Annotated in this window: 23 protein-coding genes; 7 read left to right on the top strand and 16 right to left on the bottom strand. The window is 67.7% G+C overall.

The annotated features are described in order from the left end of the window. Positions 1-46: 46 nt before the first annotated feature. From DSD19_RS04180 to DSD19_RS04200, 5 genes are all read right to left on the bottom strand, one after another. Positions 47-1153, bottom strand: coding sequence for a hypothetical protein (locus DSD19_RS04180; RefSeq protein WP_113668621.1), 1107 nt, complete (start codon positions 1151-1153; stop codon positions 47-49). A gap of 63 nt (positions 1154-1216) precedes the next feature. Next, positions 1217-2125 carry a DMT family transporter gene (locus DSD19_RS04185; RefSeq protein ID WP_113668622.1) on the bottom strand — a complete coding sequence of 303 codons (909 nt, stop codon included), beginning with the start codon at positions 2123-2125 and terminating at the stop codon, positions 1217-1219. 10 nt (positions 2126-2135) lie between these two features. Then, the gene (locus DSD19_RS04190; RefSeq protein WP_165828034.1) at positions 2136-2411 is read right to left on the bottom strand and encodes a putative quinol monooxygenase; all 276 of its coding nucleotides are present in this window, start codon (positions 2409-2411) and stop codon (positions 2136-2138) included. After that, positions 2408-3964, bottom strand: a complete 1557-nt coding sequence (guaA, locus tag DSD19_RS04195) for a glutamine-hydrolyzing GMP synthase (RefSeq protein WP_113668624.1) — start codon at positions 3962-3964, stop codon at positions 2408-2410. Before guaA ends, DSD19_RS04190 begins: the two co-directional genes overlap by 4 nt. A gap of 67 nt (positions 3965-4031) precedes the next feature. Next, on the bottom strand, positions 4032-5087 hold the full coding sequence (locus DSD19_RS04200) for a delta-class carbonic anhydrase (protein WP_243627673.1): 1056 nt from the start codon (positions 5085-5087) through the stop codon (positions 4032-4034). A gap of 259 nt (positions 5088-5346) precedes the next feature. On the opposite strand from DSD19_RS04200, the gene DSD19_RS04205 reads away from it, so the two are divergent. After that, positions 5347-6897 (top strand): trimethylamine methyltransferase family protein, encoded by a 1551-nt coding sequence (locus tag DSD19_RS04205; protein WP_113668625.1) that lies wholly within the window; start codon positions 5347-5349, stop codon positions 6895-6897. A gap of 51 nt (positions 6898-6948) precedes the next feature. Here DSD19_RS04205 and DSD19_RS04210 read toward each other — a convergent pair whose 3' ends face one another. Continuing rightward, entirely contained in the window at positions 6949-7251 is a 303-nt protein-coding gene (locus tag DSD19_RS04210; RefSeq protein ID WP_075785830.1) for a DUF6477 family protein, read from the bottom strand. Positions 7252-7573: 322 nt separating this feature from the next. Here DSD19_RS04210 and DSD19_RS04215 point away from each other — a divergent pair, with 322 nt between their 5' ends. Beyond that, entirely contained in the window at positions 7574-8578 is a 1005-nt protein-coding gene (locus DSD19_RS04215) for a DUF6456 domain-containing protein (RefSeq protein ID WP_243627675.1), read from the top strand. A 165-nt stretch (positions 8579-8743) separates the two neighbouring features. Here the strand turns inward: DSD19_RS04215 and speE are convergent, their stop codons facing one another. Both speE and DSD19_RS04225 read right to left on the bottom strand, forming a co-directional pair. Further along, the gene (speE, locus tag DSD19_RS04220) at positions 8744-9604 is read right to left on the bottom strand and encodes a polyamine aminopropyltransferase (RefSeq protein WP_113668627.1); all 861 of its coding nucleotides are present in this window, start codon (positions 9602-9604) and stop codon (positions 8744-8746) included. A gap of 46 nt (positions 9605-9650) precedes the next feature. After that, complete coding sequence (locus DSD19_RS04225; RefSeq protein ID WP_113668628.1) at positions 9651-10331, bottom strand: helix-turn-helix transcriptional regulator; 681 nt, start codon at positions 10329-10331, stop codon at positions 9651-9653. Positions 10332-10451: 120 nt separating this feature from the next. Between DSD19_RS04225 and DSD19_RS04230 the strand changes: the two genes are divergently transcribed. Then, positions 10452-10649, top strand: coding sequence for a DUF1127 domain-containing protein (locus tag DSD19_RS04230; protein WP_113668629.1), 198 nt, complete (start codon positions 10452-10454; stop codon positions 10647-10649). Between the two features lie 17 nt (positions 10650-10666). Here the strand turns inward: DSD19_RS04230 and speD are convergent, their stop codons facing one another. Beyond that, positions 10667-11173, bottom strand: a complete 507-nt coding sequence (gene speD, locus DSD19_RS04235; RefSeq protein ID WP_113668630.1) for an adenosylmethionine decarboxylase — start codon at positions 11171-11173, stop codon at positions 10667-10669. Positions 11174-11533: 360 nt separating this feature from the next. On the opposite strand from speD, the gene DSD19_RS04240 reads away from it, so the two are divergent. The 3 genes from DSD19_RS04240 (at position 11534) to rpsI (ending at position 13761) form a co-directional block, all read left to right on the top strand. Beyond that, the gene (locus DSD19_RS04240; protein WP_165828035.1) at positions 11534-12562 is read left to right on the top strand and encodes a collagen-binding domain-containing protein; all 1029 of its coding nucleotides are present in this window, start codon (positions 11534-11536) and stop codon (positions 12560-12562) included. A gap of 243 nt (positions 12563-12805) precedes the next feature. Beyond that, entirely contained in the window at positions 12806-13270 is a 465-nt protein-coding gene (gene rplM / locus DSD19_RS04245) for a 50S ribosomal protein L13 (RefSeq protein WP_075785837.1), read from the top strand. Then, positions 13270-13761 (top strand): 30S ribosomal protein S9, encoded by a 492-nt coding sequence (gene rpsI, locus DSD19_RS04250; RefSeq protein ID WP_075785838.1) that lies wholly within the window; start codon positions 13270-13272, stop codon positions 13759-13761. The genes rplM and rpsI overlap by 1 nt, the downstream gene beginning before the upstream one ends. Before the next feature lie 152 nt (positions 13762-13913). Here rpsI and DSD19_RS04255 read toward each other — a convergent pair whose 3' ends face one another. The 7 genes from DSD19_RS04255 to miaA form a co-directional block, all read right to left on the bottom strand. Beyond that, entirely contained in the window at positions 13914-14543 is a 630-nt protein-coding gene (locus tag DSD19_RS04255; RefSeq protein WP_113668632.1) for a glutathione S-transferase family protein, read from the bottom strand. A gap of 56 nt (positions 14544-14599) precedes the next feature. After that, the gene (locus tag DSD19_RS04260; RefSeq protein ID WP_113668633.1) at positions 14600-16669 is read right to left on the bottom strand and encodes an ABC transporter ATP-binding protein; all 2070 of its coding nucleotides are present in this window, start codon (positions 16667-16669) and stop codon (positions 14600-14602) included. 54 nt (positions 16670-16723) lie between these two features. Then, positions 16724-18136, bottom strand: coding sequence for an ABC transporter permease (locus DSD19_RS04265; protein ID WP_113668634.1), 1413 nt, complete (start codon positions 18134-18136; stop codon positions 16724-16726). Between the two features lie 10 nt (positions 18137-18146). Continuing rightward, the gene (locus DSD19_RS04270) at positions 18147-19202 is read right to left on the bottom strand and encodes an ABC transporter permease (protein ID WP_113668635.1); all 1056 of its coding nucleotides are present in this window, start codon (positions 19200-19202) and stop codon (positions 18147-18149) included. Positions 19203-19250: 48 nt separating this feature from the next. Further along, complete coding sequence (locus DSD19_RS04275) at positions 19251-20915, bottom strand: ABC transporter substrate-binding protein (RefSeq protein WP_113668636.1); 1665 nt, start codon at positions 20913-20915, stop codon at positions 19251-19253. A 187-nt stretch (positions 20916-21102) separates the two neighbouring features. Beyond that, positions 21103-21891: an AraC family transcriptional regulator gene (locus DSD19_RS04280; RefSeq protein ID WP_075785844.1), complete on the bottom strand. Its 789-nt coding sequence runs from the start codon at positions 21889-21891 to the stop codon at positions 21103-21105. A gap of 147 nt (positions 21892-22038) precedes the next feature. After that, the gene (miaA, locus tag DSD19_RS04285) at positions 22039-22962 is read right to left on the bottom strand and encodes a tRNA (adenosine(37)-N6)-dimethylallyltransferase MiaA (RefSeq protein ID WP_113668637.1); all 924 of its coding nucleotides are present in this window, start codon (positions 22960-22962) and stop codon (positions 22039-22041) included. 42 nt (positions 22963-23004) lie between these two features. Here miaA and pyrH point away from each other — a divergent pair, with 42 nt between their 5' ends. Beyond that, positions 23005-23742: a UMP kinase gene (gene pyrH / locus DSD19_RS04290; RefSeq protein ID WP_075785846.1), complete on the top strand. Its 738-nt coding sequence runs from the start codon at positions 23005-23007 to the stop codon at positions 23740-23742. Positions 23743-23758 lie beyond the last annotated feature (16 nt).

A 23758-nucleotide genomic window follows, 5' to 3' on the forward strand; every position in this document is an offset into this window, starting at 1 on the left:
ACGCCCCGGCCGGGGCCGGGGCGTCGCTGTTGCGCCGCGGCGCAGCCTAGAACCGGTAGCCGACCCGAACCCCGAAGCCGAGGCCATCATTGCCGTCGAACTTGCCGAGCGAGGTCGTGGCGTCGCCGATTTCAACATAGCGGACGCCGCCGGTAACCTCCATCGCGCCCCGGGTATAGGTCGCAGCCAGCCCGATCGACCGGAAGCCGTCGGTCGGGCCGAGGTTTCCGACCTCATCGCCCTCGTGCTTTTCATAGCCCACCAGGATCGCACCGGACCAGTTGTCGTTGAACTTGCGTCCGAGCCCGAGGTTGTAGGTGATAACGTCGTTACTGTAGGAGACCAGCGCGTCGGTGATCCCCGGGATCTGGCCATAAACCGTGGGATCGATCTCGAAGGCGGTCCAGTCGACCCAGCGGATCGAGCCGAACAGAAGCGTATCGGCCGCAACGCCGGTCTGAAATTCCAGCATCAGCGATTGCGGGATTTCGGTCTCGAGCTTGGTGGCCGACCCGCCCGGGTTGACGAGGCTTTCCTCCCAAGTATTGAAGTCGTGGGTTATCGAGGAATTGTAGGTCAGGGCGACGCGCGCCGCGATTTCGGGTTTTTCCCAGGCAATGCCGAGAACATAGCCGAAATCCGTCTCGGTCGAGGAGGTCATCGAATAGCTGCCGATGCCCGGAAGCGCGACCGTGCCCGATGTCTTCAGAGCCCTCACCCCGCCGATCAGGCTGATATTCGACGGCAGTTCATACCGCAGAAGTGCCGTCAAGCCGGTTGAGTTGATGTCGGCACGGGCATTCGCGAGGCCTGGGGAGGGCACGCCATAGGGATAGTTCGTTCCGCTCGGATAGGCGACATCCGCACCGATCGGTTCGTCGAGGATCAGCGCGACATCGACGGACTCGCCAAGGTCCTGTTTGAAGGCCAGCGCATAGCTGTTATAGCCCGGCGCCATGTCGCCAGAGCCAAGCCCGGGGGCGCTCCGCGACTTGCCGCTCACATCCGGACTGAACCGGCTGAAGCTGAGTTCGACATAGGTGCCCTGTTCGAAAAGGATCCCGACCGAGGGCACCGATCTCTCGATCCCGCCCGCATAGGCCGGGCCTGTCGTCACAGCAGCCAAAACGGCCGCCCCAACGGCATATTTCATTCTTTCCTCCCACTTTTTGACTTTTACAAAAGGCTAGCGGGCGCGGGCTTCACCGGTCAATTGCTAACGCGACGTTCGCCGGGGGGCCATCCGGTTTTCCTGACCAGCGTGTCGCGGGCGTCCCACTTCTCCGCGCAAATTGAGGAAATTGGCCCCGAGAATAATTGCCGCACCGACAAGGACCATCGGATCGAGGGGTTCGTCGTAAAGCATCATGCCGACCAGCGCGATCACGGGCAGGCGCAGGAAGTCGAGCGGCATGACGATGCTGGCGGGCGCGACCGCCAGCGCACTGGTCAGGCAGAAATGCGCGGTGAGCCCGGCCAGCCCGATCACGGTCAGCGGGACCCAGGCGGCGGGCGAGGGCCAGGCGATCTGGCCGTCGATGCCCGCGCAGGCAAGGCCGAGCACGGTCTGCATGGCCGTCAGCCAGAAGATGATCGAGACGATCGACTGGCTGCGCGTCAGCCGTTTGGTGAACAGCGCCGATCCGGCAAAGCAGATCGCGGCGGCCGCGGCGGCCATCGCCCCGGGTTCCAGCGCGGCCGGGTTCGGCCGGGCCACGAGGAGAATGCCGAGAAAGCCGATGAAGGCCGCCAGCGCCCGGGTCGGGGTCAGCCTCTCGCCCAGAATGGCGGGGGCCAGCAGCGCGACCCAGATCGGCGAGGTGAATTCCAGGGCGAAGACCTGTGCCATCGGGATCAGGCCCAGCGCCAGGAACCACAGGTTCTGTCCGGTGAAATGGCAGACATTGCGCAGCGCATGCAAACCGAGCTGGCGGCGCGAAATCTCGCCCAGCCGCCCCAAGGTCCCGCCGACCGCCAGCACCAGCCCGAGGCCGATCAGCGAGCGGTAGAGCATCAGCTCGAACGTATCGAGCTCGACCGAGACCATTCGCCCCGCAACCGCCATCGAGGAGAAGGCGGTGATCGCTCCGGTCATCCACAGGGCCGCCCGGAGCACAGGGGTCATGACGGCGCGCTCATTCGGGCAGACCCGCGATCTTCAGGTCTCTGGGGGGGCCGTCGGCGGCACTGTCACGGGCGGTGCCCGCCTTGCGGGCGCGGTGGGCGTCGAAGGCCGCGGCATCGGTGAATTCCTCGTCCGGCAGGAACCGTCCCGGCCGGTCGGGATCTTCGTGCATCTCGAACCGCACGCGGCCGGGCTCGGCATGGGTCAGGCGCAGATGCTCGGCGGCGGCCGCGCGCAGCTGCGCACGGCGTTCGGGCGGGGCCTCGATCCAACCGGTGACGGTCACTCCCATTCGATGGTGCCCGGGGGTTTTGAGGTGATGTCGTAGGTGACCCGGTTGATGCCCTTGACCTCGTTGATGATCCGCGTCGCGGTTTCGCCCAGGAAATCGTGGGTGAAGGGATAATAGTCCGCCGTCATCCCGTCGACCGAGGTCACGGCGCGCAGCGCGCAGGCATAGTCATAGGTGCGCCCGTCGCCCATCACGCCCACGGTACGCACCGGCAGGATCGCGACGAAGGCCTGCCAGATCTCGTCGTAAAGCCCGTGGCGGCGGATCTGGTCGATATAGACGGCATCGGCCTTCCTGAGGATCTCGAGCTTCTCGCGGCTGATCTCGCCAGGGCAGCGGATCGCGAGGCCCGGACCGGGGAAGGGGTGGCGGCCGATGAAGCTGGCAGGCAGGCCCAGTTCTTGGCCCAGCGCGCGGACCTCGTCCTTGAAGAGCTCGCGCAGCGGCTCGACCAGCTTGAGGCCCATCTTCTCGGGCAGACCGCCCACATTGTGGTGGGACTTGATGGTGACCGATGGCCCGCCCGAGAAGCTGACGGATTCGATCACGTCGGGGTAAAGCGTGCCCTGGGCCAGGAATTCGGCCCCGCCGACCTCGGCCGCGTGCTTCTGGAAGACGTCGATGAAGAGCTTGCCGATGGTCTTGCGCTTGACCTCGGGGTCGCTGACGCCTTCGAGCGCGCCCAGGAACAGGTCCGATTCATCGGCATGGATCAGCGGGATGTTGTAGTTGTCGCGGAACATTGCCACGACTTCTTCGGCCTCGTTCAGCCGCAGCAGGCCGTGATCGACAAAGACGCAGGTCAGCTGATCGCCGATCGCCTCGTGGATCAGCACCGCCGCCACCGAGCTGTCGACGCCGCCCGAAAGTCCGCAGATGACCTTGGCATCGCCGACCTGTTCGCGGATCTTGCGGATCGCCTCCTCGCGATAGGCGCCCATGGTCCAGTCGCCGGTGAAGCCCGCAAGGCGCACGAAATTCTCGTAAAGCGTCTTGCCGTTCGGCGTGTGGTGCACCTCGGGGTGGAACTGCACGGCGAAGAAGTTGCGCGAGAGGTCCGCGGTGATGGCGAAGGGCGCGTTGGGCGAGGTGCCGTAGACGGTGAATCCCGGCGCGATTTCGGCCACATGGTCGCCATGGCTCATCCAGACCTGTTCGCGGTCCTGCGCGAACCAGCCCTTCAGCAGGTCGATCCGCTCGGCCAAGGGGGTGACATAGGCGCGGCCGAATTCGGCGGTGCCATGGCCCCGTTCGACCCGGCCGCCCAGCATCTGCATCATCACCTGCTGGCCGTAGCAGATGCCGAGGATCGGCACGCCAAGGGCGAAGACGCTCTCGGGCGGACGCGGCGAACCTTCGTCCAGCACGGAGGCAGGCCCGCCCGAGAAGATCACCGCCTTGGGCGCGAAGTCGGCCAGGAAGGCGTCGGTGACATTCTGGTAGGGATGGATTTCGCAATAGACGTTCAGCTCGCGCAGGCGGCGCGCGATCAGCTGCGTCACCTGGCTTCCGAAATCGACGATGAGAAGGCGGTCATGGGTGCTCATGGGGTCTCAATATGCGACCCCATGCGCCGTGGCAATCCCGCCGGAACCGGCCCCCCGGCGGGGGCGGTCAGCGGATCGGCGACAAGAGTTCTTCGGCGGTCACGAGCGGACGCACGCCGTGGCTGTGATCCTCTTGGAAGACGTTGCCAACGGCGGCCCATTCGTAAAGCGAATTGATATCGAGCTTGGCGCAGGACGGGCGCACCGACCAGGTCACCTGCAGCGGCGAACAGGTGGCTTCGGTGTATTTCGGGCCGGTGGTCGAACCGGCGTAGAGGACCGGCGTGCCGGTGCCCTGGGGCAGGGCGCGCGGCTGGTGCAGCCCGTTCACCTGGGTGCCGCGATAGATGAAGTCCTTGAAGTCGAGCGCATTATGATCGTTGACCAGAAGGAAGACCTGCGCCTCGACCCGCAGTTGCGGGTTCTGGCAGGTTTCCGACATGCACGAGCCCAGCCCATTGCCCGGGGCCACGTCGCACGAGCTGTAGACCCAGTGGACCTCGATTGTGTCGCCCGGCTTCGCGCCGTGGAAGGCGCCTTGCCCGGCAGCTGGGTCTTTCAGCTCCTGTTCGGTCAGGCTGGCGGTCTCGTTGCACCTGAAGCCGCCATGTTCGCCCGTGCCCGCGCTGATCGAGAAGCCGGGGCCGGAATGTTCGGCATTGGTATGGGTGTGGATGTTGCAGAGGTTCAGCTCGGAGGCGGGCGGGGCCATGTTGAAGATCCGCCCGTTGCTGCCGCGGGTCATCGAGATGTCGCGCGGCGCCTGCGGTCCGAAGCCGTGGCAAAGCCCGTCAGCCAGGGCGTGGGTGCCGCGCGCGGCCCCATGATGTCCACCCCCATGCCCGTCCGCATCCCCATGCGCCGCGGGATCTGCGGCGGCCATCCGGGTGGCGTGAGCGGTGCCGTCGGCCGGAACGGGCGTGGCCAGGATGCCTCCGGCAATCGCAAGGGCGGTCGCGGCAAGAAGGGTGGGCAGGGGGTTCGACATCTCGGTCCTCTCTGTCGTGCGGATCGGGCGCGGATGCGAGGTCGCAACCGGGCAAAGCGGCTGGCTGTGGCCCGCCCGGTCGCCGGAGGGCAGGCAGGTGTAGGTCGGGCCGGTTTTCGCCGGCTCGGCGGGCATTTCCCGGGCGGCATCGCGCGCGGACGCGACGCTTTCAGGCCTGCCGTCAAAACGCGGCTCCCGCAGGGCCGGTCATGGGCGGCCTTCGGGAAATTTCTGGACGTGCTTGGGCGCCTGTCCGCGCGAATGGGGCGGAACCTTGGCGACGGCGCGGGCCGATGTCGCGGACGGCGAAGGAAAGGGCGCAAACCGCGCGGCCCTTGGCGCGGCATCGGCGCTAGAACCGGGAAAGGCTGGACCAGATCGACGGGAGACGTGCATGTCCGAGGCTGAGGGGAACGCAGGGCGCCGCGCCCGAGGGGGCGGCGGCGCCGCGCGCCGGGCCGCGCGCACCAATGTGGGCATCGAGACCGCGCGCTTCATCACCCGCAACATTCCCGATTTCGAGATCCTGAACGCCGAGGCGCTGGAACTGATCGAGGCCAATGCGGAAACCGTGCTGGCCGAGATCGGGGTCAATTTCGTCGACAACCCGGGCGCGCTGGCGCGCTGGCGCGAGGCGGGCGCCGAGATCGAGGGCGAACGGGTCCGCATCCCGCGGGGCCTCGCGCGCAAGCTTTGCGCGACCGCGCCCGCCCGCTTTGTCCAGCATGCCCGCAACCCCGAGCGCAATGTCGAGATCGGCGGGCGCAACCTGGTGCTGGCGCCGGTCTACGGACCGCCCTTCGTGCGCGATATCGACGGCGGCCGGCGCTATGCGACTATGGAGGATTTCCGCCGCTTCGTGCAGCTGGGCCAGATGTCGAAATGGATGCACCATTCGGGCGGCACCGTCTGCGAACCGACCGACGTGCCGGTGAACAAGCGCCATCTCGACATGATCCATGCCCACATGACCCTGTCCGACAAGCCGTTCATGGGCTCGGTCACCGAACCCTCGCGGGCGCGGGATTCGGTGGCGATGTGCGAATTGCTGTTCGGCAAGGACGTCGTGGCCGAGAACACGGTGATGACCTCGCTCATCAACATCAACTCGCCGCTGACCTTCGATGCGACGATGATGGGCGCGCTCGAGGTCTATGCCGCGGCGAACCAGGCCTGCATCGTCTCGCCCTTCATCGTGGGCGGCGCGATGGCGCCGGTGACGGTGGCGGGAACGCTGACCCAGGTGCTGGCCGAGGTTCTGGCGGGCGTGGCCTATTCGCAGCTCGTGCGGCCCGGCGCGCCGGTGATCTTCGGGGCCTTCGTGACCTCGATCGACATGAATTCCGGCGCGCCGACCTTCGGCACGCCCGAGGCGAGCCAGATCCTTTACGGCGCGGGCCAGCTTGCGCGGCGCCTGGGGCTGCCGTTCCGGTCGGGGGGCGCGCTTTGCGGGTCCAAACTGCCAGACGCGCAGGCCGCCTACGAAACCGCCGCCACGCTGAACGCGGCGCTGCTGGCTGGGGTCAACTTCATGCTGCACGCGGCGGGCTGGCTGGAAGGCGGGCTGGTCGCGAGCTATGAGAAATACGTGATGGATGCCGACCAGCTTGGCGCGCTGCACCGGATGGCGGCGGGCATTGCCACCGACCCGGCGGCGCAGGCGATGGACGCGCTGCGCGAGGTGGGCCCCGGCGGGCACTTCCTTGGCTGCGCCCATACCCAGGCGCATTTTCGCGACGCGTTCTGGCGCACCGACCTTCTGGACTACAAGCCCTTCGAGACCTGGGACGAGGAAGGCGCGCGCGACACGGCCACGCTTGCGGCCGACCGGGTCACCCGGCTTCTGGCGCGCTACGAGGCGCCACCGCTCGATCCGGCGCGACGCGAGGCGGTCGAGGATTACGTGGCCCGGCGCAAGGCGGACATGCCAGACGCCTTCGTCTGACCGGAGACCTGCCCCGGTGAGGGGCGGCTCGGCCCTGGCCGGGCCCGCCCCTCACTCTGTCGTCCGCTGGCTTTCGAAATCGCAGATCAGCCGGGCTTCGGCCATCAGGGCGATCAGCAGCTCGATATGCCGCGCGGTCGAGTACCCGGCGTCTCCCGACTGCCGGATGGCTTCCATTCGTTGTTCCTGATCGATCAGCCAGGCCAGCACCGTCTGGGCGTTGTCCGGCAGCCGCCCCTGCATGAGCCGCGCGAGGTCGCGTTCGCGGCGATAATCGCCAAGGCCGAACCTGGCCGCACGGACCAGCAGGCGAGGGCGGCGCAGCGTGGCGAGCGTGGCGGGAAGCATGTTCATGGCGCGATCTCCGAGTGATGACAGGAGGCATCCTCGCACAACCTGAGCGGGTGTTGCGCATCCGGCATTTTGGGCGCGCGTTATCCACAGGAATTTTTATGATTTGGAAACAAGAATGAACGTGTGGATTTATTCTTAACCAAACGGTAACCAAAACAACCTTGGATTGTATTGTGCGGTCGCCTGGTGCTCCATGGGACCGCCTCTCCAAAAAGCTCAAGAGAGGTTTGTTGTGGGAACGCAGTGCCCAAATCAGTCCGCTCCGGCCTGGCTCCCGCAGGCGGCGCGGCTATATCTGGCGCATACCGAGGCAGGCGTTTCATTGCGCGAACTAGCCCGGATCGAGGGGTGCCATCCCTCGACGGTCATGCGTCAGGTGCGCCGGGTCGAAACCCGGCGGGACGACCCCCTCATCGACGACGCGCTGAACCGGCTTGGCGGCCAGTCCGATGCGTCCGCCCCCCAGAAGGAGAGCCCCCATATGTCTCCGACAACGCGCCCGCGGCCCCCGGCAGCGGACGAGTCCACGATCGACCGCGAGGCTCTGCGCCTGCTGCGGCGCCTGAACGAACCCGGTGCCTTCATGGCGGTCGCCCGCGACATGGAGAAGGCTGCCATTCTGCGCGAAAGCGCCGATGGCCAGACCACCCGGACCGCCGTGGTGGATCGCTCGGTTGCCGAGGCCTTCGCCCTGAAGGACTGGATCACCTGCCGCAACCGTGGCCGGGTAACGATCTACGACATCAGCACCGCCGGGCGCGCCGCGTTCAAGCGGCTGCAGGCCGAAGAGATCGAGCGGCGCGAAGGCTTCGGCGAGGCGCCGACACCCTTTGCCGCCCAGCATCGCGACTGGGAGGTGCAGAAGAACGCCCGCGCCGAGCGGATCCGTTTCAACCGCGCCGAGTCGCCGCTGGCCATTCTGGCACGGCGAAAGGAGAAGGACGGCCACCCGTTCCTGAGCCACGACCTGGTGGCGGCAGGCGAACGGCTGCGCGAGGATTTCGAGGTAGCGCAGCTGGGGCCGCGGGTGGCCCAGAACTGGGACCGGTTCCTCACCGGGGGCGATCGCGGGACGTTCTTCGGCGCGGATGGAGCATCCGGAGGCTCGGCCGCGGCCCGGGACCGCGTGGCCGCGGCGCTGCGCGAGCTGGGTCCGGGGCTTGGCGACGTGGCGCTGCGCTGCTGCTGCTTTCTCGAAGGGCTGGAGCAGGCCGAGCAGCGCATGGGCTGGTCGGCGCGCTCGGGCAAGATCGTGCTGCGGATCGCTCTGCAACGCCTGAAACGGCACTACGACACGCTGGGCGACCGGTCGGGCTTGATCGGCTAGGCGCAGCCGGCGTGTGGGGGGGGGCGGGGTGCGAACCGCCCCCCGACGCCGAACCGGCCCATACGGCGGTGGCAAACAGTCCCTCCGCATGGGCCGTCAGGTGCCGCCCGGGGGCCGCTGGCCCCGGGCGGCGCGCCCGCCCTCACGGCTGTCCGGCTCCGTGCCTCAGGGCATCAGCCGCCGGACATAGCCCGGCAACGCGAAAGCCGCCTTGTGGATCTCGGGCGTGTAATAGTCGGTCTCGATGGCCGCCGCCGCGAACCGCGCCTCGATCTCGGCCAGCGTCGCCCCGCGCCCCGGCCCGTCGGTGCCCCAGCCGAAGGCCATCGGCCCGCCGGCATAGGTGGGCACCGTCGCCATATAGCAGCCCCAGTCGGCAAAGAGCGCCTTGAAGGCGCGCATCGAATTGGTCAGTTCCTCGCCCTGCACGAAGGGCACGCCGTTCTGGGTGACCAGAATGCCTCCCTCGGTCAGCGCGCGCTTGGCATGGCCGTAGAAGGTGTCGGTGAAGAGCACCTCGCCCGGGCCGACCGGGTCGGTGGAATCGACGACGATCACATCGAATTTCTGGTCGGTCTTGCGCATGAAGGCGGCCCCGTCGTCGATCACGAGGGTCAGCCGCGGGTCGTCGAAGGCGCCCTTGCTGATGCCGGGCAGATAGGTCTTGCAGAATTCGACCACGCCCGCGTCGATCTCGACCATTGTCACGCTCTCGACCGAAGCATGCCGCATCGCCTCTCGCGCCATGCCGCCATCGCCGCCGCCGATGATCAGCACCCGCCTGGCCGCGCCATGGGCGAGGATCGGCACATGGGTCAGCATCTCGTGATAGATGAAGTTGTCGGCCTCGGTCACCTGCACCACGCCGTCGAGCGTCATCACCCGCCCGAAGCGCGGGTTTTCGAAGACCCGCAGCCGCTGGTGGTCGGTCTGGCTGTCATACAGCACCTCGGTTTCCTCCAGCGCCTGGCCATAGCCCTTGTGCAGGCGTTCGAGGGTCCAGCCCGGGATCGGGGTGTCGGTCATCGCGTCGCTCCTTGAGATCTGTCGGATGGGGACCCGGCCGCGCGGGTCAGGTCGGAAAGGCCTCGGCCAGGGCCTGCGCGCCCGCCGGGGTCAGATGAAGATGGCGCCCCCGGGCCGGACGGCGCAGCCAGTCGGCCTCGAGACAGCGGGTCAGAAGCGCCGCGCCCAGCGCGCCCGCGAGATGCGAGCGTCGCTCGCTCCAGTCCAGACAGGCACGGCAGAGCGGGCGCCGCCCGGGTCCGGTCCGGGGCAGGGGGATGCCGAGCCCGGCGAAGAAGGCCGCGCCCCGGTCGGTCGGGGCCACGTCCTCGCGCGTGACGGTCAGATACCCGCGCGCCGCGAGGCTGTCGAAGATCGCGACCGCGCGGGCGCCCGCCATATGGTCGTAACAGACCCGGATTTCGCGGAGGGCTGCATCGCGCGGGCCGGGGCGGCTGCGCAGATGGCCCTTGGCGGCGGCAAGCCCGCTCAGCGTCTCGAGTGCGCTTGCGACCTCGTCTCCGGCCAGCGCGAAATAGCGGTGACGGCCCTGCTTGCGCGGCCAGATCAGCCCGGCCTCGGTCAGCTGCGCCAGATGCCCCGAGGCGGTAGCAGGCGCGATCCCGGCCTCGCAGGCCAGTTCGCCCGCGCTCGGCGCCCGGCCCGACAAAAGCGCCGTCAGGATCGACGCGCGGGCCGGGTCGCCGATCAGCGCGGCAATGCGGGAAATGTCGGGACCGTCCTTCATGGGGCCAGCCTTCCGGGGCTCGTCATCGGGGTCAAGTCGAAACCCTTCGGTCGGGGCCGAAACACCGGGGCGCGCAATGCGGGCAGGATCGGCCCCGGTGCACATCCCTGGGAGACCGCCATGACCGTCCGCCAAACCGTCCTGTTCCCGATCCGCAGGGCCAGCACCGGGCCGCTTGCGCGGCTTTTCGCGCGCTGGCTCAGAAACCATCGCACCCGGGCGGATCTGGCCCGGCTGGCACCGCCCCTGTTGCAGGATATCGGCATCGACGCCAAGACGGCGCGCCGCGAGGCGGCGCGACCGTTCTGGCGCGGCTGACCGGCGATGCGTCCGTGTCAGGCCGCGACGCGCGCGGCCACCACGTCCTCGCCGCGCAGCAGCTCCTTGACCCGGATATCGCCCGCGTCGAAGGCCGCACGCAGCACCTCGACCGCCCGCCACGGCTCGGCATCGCCGCACATGAAGACGTCGAAGGCGCCATAGCCGATCTCGGGCCAGGTGTGCACCGAGATATGGCTTTCGGCCAACACGGCCACCCCGCTCACGCCCTGGGGGCTGAACTTGTGGGTGTGGATGTGCAGAAGCGTCGCGCCGCATTCATCGACACAGTCGCGAAACGCCTTCTGGATCCGGGCCTCGTCGTCAAGCCCCTCGCCGTCGACCACCTCGATGATGAGATGGGTTCCGGCGAAGATCCGGCCGTCACGACGTATGAAATGATCGTCACGCGCGTCGTCGAAGACGTCGCGAGTGGCGTTGACGGCCGAGTGGCCGCGGTGATCTTCCGCATGGGCGCCTGTCTCCAGACCGATCCCCAGTCGGAAGAGGTTGGCGTCAGTCATGGCGCGCCCCTTCTTACCAGCAGATTGAATCCAGCCGGTCCCTTAGCGCCCCCCCGGGAAGATCCGAAGTTGGGATCGGGTCCGATCGTCCGGCTCACCTAGGGAAGGTTTCGGATTCGATCAATAGAAAACTCGCGAAAAGGCCCAGAAAGTGCCCCATGTCGCACCAAAACCTGCCGCGTTGCGGCGCGCCTCGTTCGGTGACGTCGCGTGATCGCGCGCTTTCGGCGAGGTCCGGAATGCGGTTCTTGCCGTGTCGAGCTGGAACAATTAAAAGCCTATCCATTGGGGGCCGTGCCGGTGGGGGCCGCTGCGGAGATCCCTGTGCGAGTTCTTTTTGGGGGAATACTTGAAATGAAAATGGAATTCCTGCTTGCGACCGCGATGGCGGTCTCGCTCGGAGCGGCTGCGCCCGCGGCGACCCTTTCGGCCTCCGAGATCCTTGCCCAGTTCTCGATCGTCACCGCAGGCAATCTCGACACCAACCAGGACAATTACGGCCGCGCCTATGTGGGCGGCAATCTGGTGGCTTCGGCCGGCAAGGCGGATTTCGCCAATCGCCCGCTTCCGGCCTCGGACTATGCCGACGTGATCGTCGAAGGCAACGTGACCGGATCCGGCGGCGTTCGCATCGGAAGCAACGGCACCACCCTGGCGGTCCGGGGCGACGTCTCTGTCGATACCGTGCAGTTCGGTGTCGAGCGGACCGGCGAGGTGCTGGCCGGTGGCACGCTGTCGCCGACGACCAACATCAACAACAGGGAAACGCCCTCCTTTGACGGTGTTCGGGTCGAAGACGGGCTTGCGGGCAACACCGCGTTCGAGGCGCTGTTTCCGACCGATGTCGTCGACACGCTGAACCAGGCGTCCGAGGATCTGTCGAAACTGGCGGCCACCGGAACGGCGACGGTCAGCGGTGGCGGCAACACGCTGAACATCGCGGCGACCGGCGGCGGCATCAGCGTCTACAACTTCGACATCTCCGATTTCGGCGGCTCGATCGGTCAGATCGACTTCAACCTTGGCGCGGCCGACACGCTGATCCTGAACGTCGCGGGGTCTTCGATCCTGATCGAGGACAACATGCTGGGCCTGCAGGCCAGCGACGGCCAGCGCATCATCTGGAACTTCTACGAGGCGACCTCGGTCACGCTCGGTCGGCAGATGTACGGCTCGATCCTGGCCGGGAACGCGGCGCTGACCAACTCGACCGCCGTCGAGGGCAACATCTTCGCGGGCTCGGCCGTTCTGCGCGGGCAGGTTCATGCGCAGGCCTTCGCGGGCGAGCTGCCCCCGGACGATCCGGCGCCGGTACCGCTGCCGGCGACGCTGCCGCTGCTGGGGGCGGCGGTGGGGGCGGTGGCCTTGATGCGCCGCCGTCGCGCCTGACCGCACCCGTCCGGTTCCTTTTGACGCCGGCCGGAAACGGTCGGCGTTTCGCAGTTTTGCCCCTTGCGGCCGCGAATATTGGGGTATCTCAATACCGTTTTTCTAAGTCATTGTATTTACGCAATAAACCTGCGCGCAAGGCCCTTGACCTGTGTGGGGAAATGCTTAGAAAGCCCCCATCCGAGTTTCGGGGCGGACGCGCCGTTCCCGGGCCGACCTTTCAGCCGATACAGGGCAGAGCCAATGAAAACCTTTACCGCTACCCCGGCGGATATCGAGAAGAAATGGATCTTGATCGACGCCGAGGGCGTCGTTCTCGGCCGTCTCGCCTCGATCGTCGCCATGCGTCTGCGCGGCAAGCACAAGCCGTCCTTCACGCCTCACATGGACATGGGCGACAACGTCATCATCATCAACGCCGACAAGGTGCAGATGACGGGCAAGAAGCGCACCGACAAGAAATACTACTGGCATACCGGCCATCCGGGCGGGATCAAGCACCGCACCGCCGAGCAGATCCTCGAAGGCGCCCATCCCGAGCGCGTCGTGGTCGCTGCGGTCAAGCGGATGCTGCCGGGCAACCGTCTCAGCCGCCAGCAGATGACCAATCTGCGCGTCTATGCCGGGGCCGAGCATCCCCACGAGGCCCAGAACCCCGAAGTGCTGGACGTCAAGTCCATGAACTCGAAGAACACCCGGAGCGCGTGATGGCCGAAGAAATCAAATCTCTCGACGAGCTGCAGTCGGTCGTTTCCGGCAAGCCCGCCGTCTCGGCGGACGATAGCGCGCCCCGCGAACCCGTCCGCGACTCGCTGGGCCGGTCCTATGCCACCGGCAAGCGGAAGGACGCGGTCGCCCGCGTCTGGATCAAGCCGGGTTCGGGCAAGGTCACCGTCAACGGCAAGGACATCAAGGCGTACTTCGCCCGTCCGGTGCTGCAGATGATCCTGCGCCAGCCGTTCACCGTGGCCGGTGTCGAGGACCAGTTCGACGTGATGGCGACGGTTGCCGGCGGCGGTCTTTCGGGCCAGGCCGGTGCGGTCAAGCACGGCATCTCGAAGGCGCTGCAGCTTTACGATCCCTCGCTGCGCGGGGCGCTGAAGGCTGCGGGCTTCCTGACCCGTGACAGCCGCGTCGTCGAACGGAAGAAATACGGCCGCCGCAAGGCCCGCCGGAGCTTCCAGTTCTCGAAACGCTGATCGGCGTTTCATCGGGTTTCGAAGGGCCGTGCCGCAAGGCGCGGCCCTTTCGCATGCGGGGTGCGGGTTCTGCGGGTTCCGCGGGCTCTGTGGGGTCGTCGGGGAAAGCACCCTGTGCCGGAGGCGTGCCGGGGCAGGGGGCGTGCGCGGGGTCAGGCCGGTGCCCGCTCGGTCCGGTCGGCCATCGCGGCCCGGTCGCGCTCCAGAACCCCGGTCAGCGCCGGACGGTCGAGACAGCGGTCCACCCAGGCCCGGACCGCCGGATCGTCGGGGATCAGGTCGCGGAACCAGCCATAGGTCGAGGCGATCAGCAGGTCGGCGGCCGAGAACATCTCGTCGACCAGATAGGGATGCTGTGTCAGCGCGGCCCCCAGCGTCGCCGCGGCCTCGTCGGTTCCGCGCCAGGTTCTGGCGATGGCGGGATCGCTGAGGCCCAGGCGCTCGGCCAGATAGACCGGCTCCATCACGTTGCCATACCAGAAGAGCCAGGACAGGTAGCTGCCGCGCCCCGGATGCCCGACCGGCCGGCCAAGCGGCGTCTCGGGGTAGAGATCCGTCAGGTACAGCAGGATCGCGTTGGTTTCGCGGATGCCGACCGAGCCGTGGACCAGGAACGGGACCTTGCCTTCGGGATGCGGGTTGGCGGGATCGCGCGCGCCGCTGCCGTCGATACGGGGAATGTCGGTCAGGCGCACCTCGACGCTGTCTTCGATCCGCATCTCGGCGATCAGCTGCACCACCCGGGTCGAGCGCGTCAGCGGGGCGTGATAAAGTGTCAGCATGGGGCGACCTCCTCGGCTGCCCCGAGCCTATCATGGACCCGGTCGCCTCGCGCGGGTCATTCGGCGGCGACGCGGAAGACCGGCTCCATTTCGCCGAGCGCCTCGGCCGAGAGGTGACAAAGGATCCGGTGGCCGGAGCCAAGCTCGACCATCGGCGGCAACTCGCGTGCGCAGCGCCCGTTCGGCACCCGGTCCTTCCAGTGGCAGCGGGTCTGGAACGGGCAGCCCGGCGGCGGGTCGATGGCCGAGGGGACGTCGCCTTCCAGTACGATCCGGGTCTTCTCGACCCGGGTATCGGGGACCGGTACCGCCGACAGCAGGGCCTCGGTATAGGGGTGATAGGGCGGCGCGAAGACCTGGGCGGTGCTGCCGATCTCGACCGCATGGCCCAGATACATCACCATCACCCGATCGGCCAGATAGCGCACGATCGACAGGTCGTGCGAGATGAAGATCAGCGTCGTGCGGCGGGTCCGCTGGATGTCCATCAGCAGATCGGCCACCGCCGCCTGCACGCTGACATCGAGCGCCGAGACCGGCTCGTCCGCCACCACGATCCGGGCCCCGCCCGCAAAGGCGCGGGCGATGCCCACCCGCTGTTTCTGCCCGCCCGAGAGCTGGTGCGGCATGCGGTCGGCGAAATCGCGCGGCAGCCGGACCAGATCGAGCAGTTCGAACATCCGCTCGCGCCGCGCGCGGCGGGTCGCGCCGACGCCGAAGACCTCGAGCGCGCGCAGGATCTGGCCGCCCACCCGCTTGGAAGGGTTCAGCGTGTCGAACGGGTTCTGGAACACCATCTGCAGATCGGCCACGGCGCGGGGCCCGCGCTTTTGGATCGGGGTTTCCTGCACCTCGCGATCGTCCAGAAGCACCTGTCCGGCGGTTGCGGTTTCCAGTCCAAGCAGAACCTTGGCCAGCGTGGACTTGCCGCAACCGGATTCCCCCACGATGGCGAGGGTCTCGGATTGCCGGGCCTCGAAGCTGAGCGTTTCGTTGGCGCGCACCAGCTTGCGGCGGCGGTGCCCGAAGAGCCCGCCCGAGGAGACCTCGTAGTACTTCCTCAGCCCCGAGACGGTCAGGACCGGCGCGCCCACCTCGCCGGGGGCTGCGGCCTTGGGGACGGGCGGGCGGCTCTGCCAGTCGATCTTCTCGAACCGCAGACAGCGCGCCTCGTGGTCGCTGGCTCCGGGCACCGGCCGCATTGCAATCTCGGCGGTATCGCAAAGCCCGGCCTCGAAATGGGTGCAGCGCGGGCCGAAATTGCACCCCCTGGGACGGTTCTGCGGCATCAGGAAATTGCCCGGAATGGTTTCAAGCGGGCGCGTGGTCTTGTCGGCCCCGGGCAGCGGGATCGACCGGAAAAGCGCCTGGGTATAGGGATGGCGCATCCGGTCGAAGACGTGGCGGACCGGGCCCTGTTCGACGGCCTCGCCCGAATACATCACGCAGATCCGGTCGCAGACCTCGAGCACCAGGCCGAGATTGTGCGAGATGAACAGCAGCGCGGTGCCGTATTTGCGGCCGAGGCCCTTCACCAGATCGACAATGGCGGCCTCGACGGTCACGTCGAGCGCGGTTGTGGGTTCGTCGAGGATCAGCAGCGCGGGGCGCGACATCAGCGCCATGGCGATCACGATCCGCTGCTGCTGACCGCCCGACAACTGGTGCGGGTGGGCGTCCAGGATGCGGTCGGGGTCGGGCAGGCCGACATCGGCGACCATCTCGCGCGCCAGCTCCCGCGCCTCGGCGCGCGAGGCGCCGCGATGCAGTCGAGGCACTTCCATCAGCTGGCGCCCGATCCGCAGCGCCGGATTGAGGCTGGCCATCGGCTCCTGATAGACCATCGCGATGTCGTTGCCGCGGATCCGGCGCAGTTCGGAGCCGGAGAGGGTGGCGAGATCGCGGCCGCGAAAGCGGATCGTGCCGCCGCTGATTCGGCCGGCGCGGCCGAGATCCCGCATGATGCCGAGCGCCACGGTGGATTTGCCGCAGCCGGATTCGCCCACCAGCCCCACCGCTTCGCCAGCGGCGACGGAGAGAGAGAAATCGGCGACGGCCGGGATGTCGCCCCGGCGGGTGGCAAAGGCAATCGAAAGCCGGTCGATCTCCAGCAGCGGCGCGGTCATCGGGCGGTCCCGTCGGGGCGGGGCGCGAATTTTCTGCGAAAATTCGTCATCGCGTCATTCCCTGAGGCTTTCCTCGCGGAGACCGTCCGCCAGAAGGTTCATCCCCAGTACGAGGCTCATGATCGCAATGGCCGGCACCAGCGGCGGAAACGGCACGAATTGCAGAAGCCCGCGACCGGCATTGATCGAAGTGCCCCAGTCGGGGCTTTCGGGCGCAAGGCCCAGGCCGAAGAAACCGAGCGTTCCAAGCAGGATGGTCGTATAACCGATGCGCAGGCAGAAATCCACCAGCAGTGGCCCCCGCGCATTGGGCAGGATCTCCCACAGCATGATGTACCACGGGCCTTCGCCGCGTGTCTGGGCCGCGGCCACGTAGTCGCGGGTGCGGATATCCAGCGTCAGCCCGCGCACGATCCGGAAGACCGACGGGGCGTTGACGAAGACGACCGAGACGAAGACGATCAGCACACCCGCAGGCATCGATACGACCCCGAACGGATCGGCATTCCAGGCAAGCCCGGCATAGAGCCAGCCGCCAAGGACCAGCGTTGCCCCGATCAGGGCCGCGCGCAGGGGCGGGTGGGTTCGGAAGCGCGAGTTCCAGAGGATCGTGAGGAAGATCAGCGGAAAGAGGAAAAGCGCCCCCGCCATGTAGGTCGGCACGCCCATCGCCACGATCTCGGGTGTCACCAGCAGAAAGAACAGCAGGATCACCGGAAAGGCCAGCACGAGGTTGGCGAGAAACGACAGCAGCAAGTCGAGCCGCCCGCCCAGATAACCCGCGGGCAGCCCAAGCGTGATCCCAACCATGAAGGCGAAGAGGGTTGCGGCGGGGGCGATGGCCAGAACGACCCGCGCCCCGGCGACCGCGCGCGAGAAGACGTCGCGCGCAAGCGCGTCGCCGCCGAGAAGATAGTAGCCGTAGGTTCCTTCGGGGGCGGGCAGGGGCGTGCCGGGGGGCTTGTTCTTCATGCCCGCAATCACGTCGGTGACCGGATCGAAGGGCGCGATCTGGTCGGCGAAGAGCGCGGCAAAGACCCAGAACATCACCAGCGCAAGGCCCACGGCGCCAGCCGGGTTGCCAAGCAGGTGACCGAGCAGCCCCAGCCGCCGGCGGAAAAGCGCGACAAGCGCGAAGCTCGCCCCCAGCGACAGCCAGACCGGCCAGAGCCGGGTCGCAATCCGCCCGAGGATGCCCTTCGCCTCTGGCGGCACCAGCAGCCCGCCGATCAGGAAGGCCGCCAGCACCGCCGCCAGTGCCCAGAGCGACAGGCGCAGGAGCCCGCCCGTCAGCCGCGCGGCCCTGCCGGGGCCGGACCGCGCCGCCTCGGGGCCCGGGCCCAGGCGGTATCCGGCCAGCAGCGCCAGCGGATGGGCGAGCGCGGCCAGGGCCAGGGCGATCAGCGCGGCCTCGAGCGCGGGGACCAGCCAGGGACCCAGCGCGCCGGTCCAGCTCAGCCGTTCCATCCCGGCCCCCTCATGCGACGCGGATCCGCGGGTTCAGCAGCGCATAGCCGATATCGGACAGGAGTTGCGTCGCCAGCACGACGATCACGGCCACCACCGAGACCGCCAGCAGCAGGTCTATGTCATTGTTCTGTGCGCCCTGCACCAGCGCGTCGCCGAAGCCCGGATAAACGAACAGCGCCTCGACGATCACCACCCCGGTCAGGAGCCAGGGGAATTGCAGCATGATCACCGTGAAGGGCGCGATCAGCGCGTTCCGCAGCGCATGGCGCAGCACCACGGCACGAAAGCTCAGACCCTTCAGCCGGGCGGTGCGGATGTATTGCGCTGTCATCACCTCGGCCATCGAGGCCCGCGTCATCCGGGCGATATAGCCCATGCCGTAAAGCGCCACGGTCGCGACAGGCAGGGTGAAGTTCTGGAAGGTCGCCCCCTCGACCGCCGATTTCGCCGAACCCGTGAACCATTTCAGCCCGACCATCGACGAGGCGAAGAGCGCGACGAAGATCACGCCCGAGACATATTCGGGCGTCGATGTCGTCGCGATCGAGAGCGTCGAGAGCCCGCGGTCGAGCGCCGAGCCCTCGCGCATCCCGGCCAGCACGCCCACGATCAGCGCCAGCGGCACCATCGTCGCGAAGGCCCAGGCCATCAGCAGACCCGTGCGCTGCAGCCGCTCGGCAATTACCTCGCTCACCGGGCGGCGGAACTTGGTCGAATAGCCCCAGTCGCCCTGCAACACGCCGCAAAAGCGCGGCACCTCGTCCGCGGCAAGCCCGGGATGGCCGCGCAGACAGCGCCCGCCCACCGCCCGCCCGTCCGCGTCGGTGGCCAGGGGCGCGGGCAGCACCCCCAGCCATTCGCCATAGCGCGTCAGCATCGGCGCGCCATAGCCGTTCCGGTCGATCCAGCTCGCGACCTCGGCATCGGTGATCCGCGCGCCCGCCTGGGTCTTGGCCAGCTTTTCCAGGTTCGGCTGCAGGTTGGTCAGCAGGAAGACGATAAAGGTCATGCACAGCGCCGTCAGCGCCATGACCCCCAGCCGCCTGATGATGAACCCGGCCATGCCGTCCCCCGTCCTTCGCCTGCCGCCCTGTCCGGCCCGCGGCCCGGATCAGGCCCAGCCCAGATGGTGGACGTTGATTTCGTATTTCGGGTGCATCTCGATATTCAGCACGCCCGGTTTGGCATGGCGGTACAGCGCGCGGAAATAGGGGATGATGGCGACGCCCTCGTCGACCATGATCCGTTCCAGCCTGGCCATCACCGCGCGCCGCTCGGTATCGTCGGCGATGGCGGTCGCCTGATCCAGGAGCGCGTCGAACTCGGCGTTGCGAAAGCCGCATTCGTTCCAGGCGGCGGTCGAGCGATAGGCGAGGTTCAGCAGCTGGATGCCGGTTTCGCGATGCGCCCAGTTGGTCGAGGAGAACGGGTATTTGGTCCAGTCGTTCCAGAAGGTGGACCCCGGCAGAACCGTCCGGCGCACCTTGAAGCCCGCGTCGCGCAGCTGGGCCGCCACCGCGTCGGTGGTGTTCTTGCGATAATCGTCGTCGATCGACACCAGCTCGTGCTCGTAGTCCATCATCCCGGCCTCTTCCATCAGCCGGAGCGCCTCGGGGATGTCCTGCCGATGCGCCTCGATCTCGGCATAGTCGGGGTGCACGTCCGGCGCGACGTGGAAGTTGTTGCGCGATTCCCGGCCGCGGCCCGAAATGCCCAGCTCCAGCGGCACCGAATTGTCGATGGCCAGCGCCAGCGCCCGGCGCACGCGCACGTCGGCATAGGGGCGCACGCCGTCGACCTCGGCCTCCTGGTTGGGGCGGATCACCACGGTCGAAGACGTGCCGACCGAGCTTTCGACCCAGCCGAGCGCGGAAAAGATGTCGATGAAATCCGACACCGTCTCGTGGGTCACGTCGAACTCGTCGGCATCGGCCCCGGCCAGCCAGGCCGAGGGATCGGTGCCGTAGTCGAGAAACTCGATCCGGTCGAGCCAGGCGCCGTCGCCCCAATAGGCATGGTCGGGATTGCGCGCCAGCACGATGCGCTCGCCGACCTTGAACTCCTCGAACATGTAGGCGCCGGTGCCGATGCCGTGATCGGCGACCGAGGTGCCGATCTTGTCGCGATGCATCACCGCCGCCGGATAGTCGGCCATGCCGAACATCAGCGTGCCGTCGGGCCGCAAGAGGTGCAGCCGGACGGTCAGGTCGTCGACGATCTCGATGGCGCCTTCGGCCGCCTTGCCATCCTCGACCATCGCGGCCATCCGGGAGGGCATGGAATTTCCCTCGACCGAGGTGTCGCACCAGCCGTCGAGGTTCGCGGCAACATCCTTCGCGGTGAAGGGCTCGCCGGTGTTCCAGGTCACGCCGGGGCGGATGTGCAGGGTGTATTCGGTCGCGTCCTCATTGGCCTGCCAGCGTTCCAGCAGCATCGGGCGCAGCGTCCCGTCGCGCTTTAGTTCGGCCAGGTATTCGATGATGCCACGGGTTTCATTGGCCTTTTCCGACCAGTCATAGGTGCGCGGGTCGGCCAGTTCGCGGCAATCCATCTGGATCCTCAGTGTGCCGCCCCGCTGGGGCACGGTCTGGGCGCGGGCGGGTTCGGGCTGGCCGATCAGCGCATAGGCGGCGGCCGATGTCAGGCCCAGAGCCGTCGCCCGGCCCAGAAACTCGCGCCGGTCCATCAGACCCGCCCGATGCTCGCGGGCATACATCCGCGCGGCCGGGTGGGTCCGGTCGGACCGGGCGTCGGCGCGGTCGGAAGGCGTGGTCATGGCTCGGATCTCCCTGTCAGTGGCTTCGGGCCGGTCGTGCGGCGCCGATCCCGGCTTTTCCTGCGTCCTGCCGGGGCCTGTCCCGGCGGGGCGTGTCGCGATCGCTTCTTGCAGGAAAGACGACATCCCTTCGCGATGCAACCCTTGGCCCGGTCGCCGTATGGGCCGACGCAGCCGCCGCCCTCGCCTAATGGCCCTTCCGGAAGGTGGTGGGCGAGGCACCGGCGCGGGCCTGGAAGGCGCGGGTGAAATAGGCGGGTGAGGCATAGCCCAGGGCCGAGGCGATCTCCTTGATCGGGGCGCGGGTATCGGCCAGCAGCCGCTGCGCCTCGCTGATCTTGCGTTCGGCCAGCAGGTCCGAGGCGGTGCGCCCGCAGGTGCGGTTGCAGACCCGGGTCAGGTGGGTCGGCGTGACCCCCAGCTCGGCCGCGTAATCCGACACCGACTTGGCCGAGCGGAAGTCCTTTTCGACCAGCGCGGCAAAGCCCGAGGCCAGGCGGCGGGCCGAATCCGGGCGGCGGGGTCCGTCTTCCTCCAGCAGGATCTGGCGGTCGAGCCAGACCGAGACCAGCCCGGCCAGATGGCGGATCGCGCGCTTGGCTTCGGGGCGTCGGCCGTCAATCTCACGTTGCAGGCTTTCGACCAGGATCGTCAGCTCGGCCTGCACCGCCCCGTCGCGGATGCGCAGATGATGCGGCCCGTCCGGAAGGTCCATGTCCGGCATCCCCGAGAACACGATGGCTGTGCCGTAGACCTGGGTTGTCATCTCGAAGCCGTGCATGGTGTGCGCCGGGATGAAGACCGCGTTATGCGCGCCATAGCCGCGCGTGACGCCGCCCACGGTGATCCGGCCCTGGCCCTTGGTGATCCACAAAAGCTGCGGGGCCGAGTAGCTGCGCATCGCTTCCACCCGCCACCGGCTTCCATTGGTCAGACGCGAGAACGGAACCAGGCGAAGTTCGGAAAAAAGCGACATTCAGGAAAACCCCGGGCAGGCGTCGGGTCATGGAGGTTCGAACTCGAGAACCCTGGGACGATTCGGACCTTGGGTAAAGCGCCGCTGGTGCTGCAAAAGTGAAGCCTGCTGCCCTGTGGCGCGGCTGCCGCGCGTCTTGTCCCCGGCTCAGCCAGCGGGCCAGCGCGGCCAGTGCCCCAGTCGCGACCGGAACCACGTCCGCTGGCGCTTGGCATATTGGCGCGAGGCGGTCTTGGCGGCCGCCACGGCCCCGGCAAGCGGCATCTCGCCCCGCAGATGCGCCACCAGATCGGGGGCGCCGATGGCCTTGGCCGACAGGAGGCCCGCATCCCAGCGGGGCAGGTTGGCCCGCACCTCGTCCAGCGCGCCTTCCGCGATCATCCGCTCGAAGCGCGCGTCGATCCGGGCGTTCAGCCAGTCGCGCCCGGCCTCGATCACCAGAGGCTGCGTGGCGCCCAATGGCAGCAGCGGGGGCGGGGTCTCGTCCTGCCAGGCGGCAAGTCCGCGGCCGGTGGCGCGCTGCACCTCCCAGGCGCGCTGGACGCGGGCCGGATTGCGCCGGTCGATCCGGTCGAGCGTGGCGGGATCGAGCCCGGCCAGCAGCGCCTCGACCCCCTCGGCGGCCAGACGCCGGTCGGCCTCGGCGCGGATCTCGGGCGGGGTCGCCGGGATCTCGGCCAACCCCTCGGTCAGCGCGGTGAAGTAAAGCCCGGTGCCGCCGACGACGATGGGCCGGTCGGGGCCATCCAGCAGCGGCGCCAGATCGCGCAGCCAGTGGCCGACGGAATAGTCCGCCGCGAAAGGCACATGTCCGTAAAGCGCATGCGAAACGCGCGCCTCTTCATCGGGCGTGGGGCGGGCGGTCAGCACCCGCCAGCCTTCGAAGACCTGCAACGCATCGGCATTGACGATGACGCCGCCCCGGGCCTCGGCGATGGCCAGCGCCAGCGCCGACTTGCCGCTGGCGGTCGGCCCCGCGATCAGAACCGGCCGGTCGGGGTCGAGATCCGGCAGCCCCGCCGCCCCGGTTCCGGTCCGATGGGCGTTGAACCCGACCTGCTTTTCCGACATTGTGCCGCCCGACTGACATTCCTGAAAACAGAGGCAGACCATATGAGCGACGGCAGCGCCGATCAACCGAAGCCGGCCTATAACCGCGTGCTTCTGAAAATCTCGGGCGAAGCGCTGATGGGCGATCAGGGCTTCGGCCTTCACCCGCCGACGGTCGAGCGCATCGCGCGCGAGGTCAAGGCGGTGCGCGATCTGGGCGTCGAGATCTGCATGGTGATCGGCGGCGGCAACATCTTCCGCGGGCTTCAGGGGTCGGCCCAGGGGATGGAGCGCACGACCGCCGACTATATGGGCATGCTGGCGACCGTGATGAACGCGCTGGCGATGCAATCGGCGCTGGAGGGCCTGGGCGTCTTCTGCCGGGTCATTACCGCGATCCGCATGGACGAGGTGGCCGAGCCCTATATCCGCCGCCGCGCCGTGCGGCACCTGGAAAAGAAGCGCGTCATCATCTTCGCGGCGGGCACCGGGAACCCCTATTTCACGACCGATACCGCCGCGACGCTGCGCGCCAACGAGATGGCCTGCGAGGCGATCTTCAAGGGCACCAAGGTCGACGGGGTCTATGACAAGGACCCGGTCAAGCATGACGATGCCGTGCGCTATGACGAGATCACCTATGACGACTGCCTGGTGAAGAATCTCAAGGTGATGGACGCCTCGGCGATTGCGCTCGCGCGTGACAACGACCTGCCGATCATCGTCTTCAGTCTGGACGAGCCGGGCGGCTTCCGCGGCATCCTTGCCGGGCAAGGCACCTATACAATCGTGCACGGATAGCGGTATAGCAACCAAA

Source organism: Rhodovulum sp. BSW8 (assembly GCF_003314725.1).
Lineage (GTDB): Bacteria > Pseudomonadota > Alphaproteobacteria > Rhodobacterales > Rhodobacteraceae > Rhodovulum > Rhodovulum visakhapatnamense.

What these genes read in the sequence shown, in the direction of transcription:
- DSD19_RS04180 (WP_113668621.1), bottom strand. Translation starts at nt 1,153, where the DNA reads ATGAAATATGCCGTTGGGGCGGCCGTTTTGGCTGCTGTGACGACAGGC.
- DSD19_RS04185 (WP_113668622.1), bottom strand. Translation starts at nt 2,125, where the DNA reads ATGACCCCTGTGCTCCGGGCGGCCCTGTGGATGACCGGAGCGATCACC.
- guaA (WP_113668624.1), bottom strand. Translation starts at nt 3,964, where the DNA reads ATGAGCACCCATGACCGCCTTCTCATCGTCGATTTCGGAAGCCAGGTG.
- DSD19_RS04200 (WP_243627673.1), bottom strand. Translation starts at nt 5,087, where the DNA reads ATGCCCGCCGAGCCGGCGAAAACCGGCCCGACCTACACCTGCCTGCCC.
- DSD19_RS04205 (WP_113668625.1), top strand. Translation starts at nt 5,347, where the DNA reads ATGTCCGAGGCTGAGGGGAACGCAGGGCGCCGCGCCCGAGGGGGCGGC.
- DSD19_RS04210 (WP_075785830.1), bottom strand. Translation starts at nt 7,251, where the DNA reads ATGAACATGCTTCCCGCCACGCTCGCCACGCTGCGCCGCCCTCGCCTG.
- speE (WP_113668627.1), bottom strand. Translation starts at nt 9,604, where the DNA reads ATGACCGACACCCCGATCCCGGGCTGGACCCTCGAACGCCTGCACAAG.
- DSD19_RS04225 (WP_113668628.1), bottom strand. Translation starts at nt 10,331, where the DNA reads ATGAAGGACGGTCCCGACATTTCCCGCATTGCCGCGCTGATCGGCGAC.
- DSD19_RS04230 (WP_113668629.1), top strand. Translation starts at nt 10,452, where the DNA reads ATGACCGTCCGCCAAACCGTCCTGTTCCCGATCCGCAGGGCCAGCACC.
- speD (WP_113668630.1), bottom strand. Translation starts at nt 11,173, where the DNA reads ATGACTGACGCCAACCTCTTCCGACTGGGGATCGGTCTGGAGACAGGC.
- DSD19_RS04240 (WP_165828035.1), top strand. Translation starts at nt 11,534, where the DNA reads ATGGAATTCCTGCTTGCGACCGCGATGGCGGTCTCGCTCGGAGCGGCT.
- rplM (WP_075785837.1), top strand. Translation starts at nt 12,806, where the DNA reads ATGAAAACCTTTACCGCTACCCCGGCGGATATCGAGAAGAAATGGATC.
- rpsI (WP_075785838.1), top strand. Translation starts at nt 13,270, where the DNA reads ATGGCCGAAGAAATCAAATCTCTCGACGAGCTGCAGTCGGTCGTTTCC.
- DSD19_RS04255 (WP_113668632.1), bottom strand. Translation starts at nt 14,543, where the DNA reads ATGCTGACACTTTATCACGCCCCGCTGACGCGCTCGACCCGGGTGGTG.
- DSD19_RS04260 (WP_113668633.1), bottom strand. Translation starts at nt 16,669, where the DNA reads ATGACCGCGCCGCTGCTGGAGATCGACCGGCTTTCGATTGCCTTTGCC.
- DSD19_RS04265 (WP_113668634.1), bottom strand. Translation starts at nt 18,136, where the DNA reads ATGGAACGGCTGAGCTGGACCGGCGCGCTGGGTCCCTGGCTGGTCCCC.
- DSD19_RS04270 (WP_113668635.1), bottom strand. Translation starts at nt 19,202, where the DNA reads ATGGCCGGGTTCATCATCAGGCGGCTGGGGGTCATGGCGCTGACGGCG.
- DSD19_RS04275 (WP_113668636.1), bottom strand. Translation starts at nt 20,915, where the DNA reads ATGACCACGCCTTCCGACCGCGCCGACGCCCGGTCCGACCGGACCCAC.
- DSD19_RS04280 (WP_075785844.1), bottom strand. Translation starts at nt 21,891, where the DNA reads ATGTCGCTTTTTTCCGAACTTCGCCTGGTTCCGTTCTCGCGTCTGACC.
- miaA (WP_113668637.1), bottom strand. Translation starts at nt 22,962, where the DNA reads ATGTCGGAAAAGCAGGTCGGGTTCAACGCCCATCGGACCGGAACCGGG.
- pyrH (WP_075785846.1), top strand. Translation starts at nt 23,005, where the DNA reads ATGAGCGACGGCAGCGCCGATCAACCGAAGCCGGCCTATAACCGCGTG.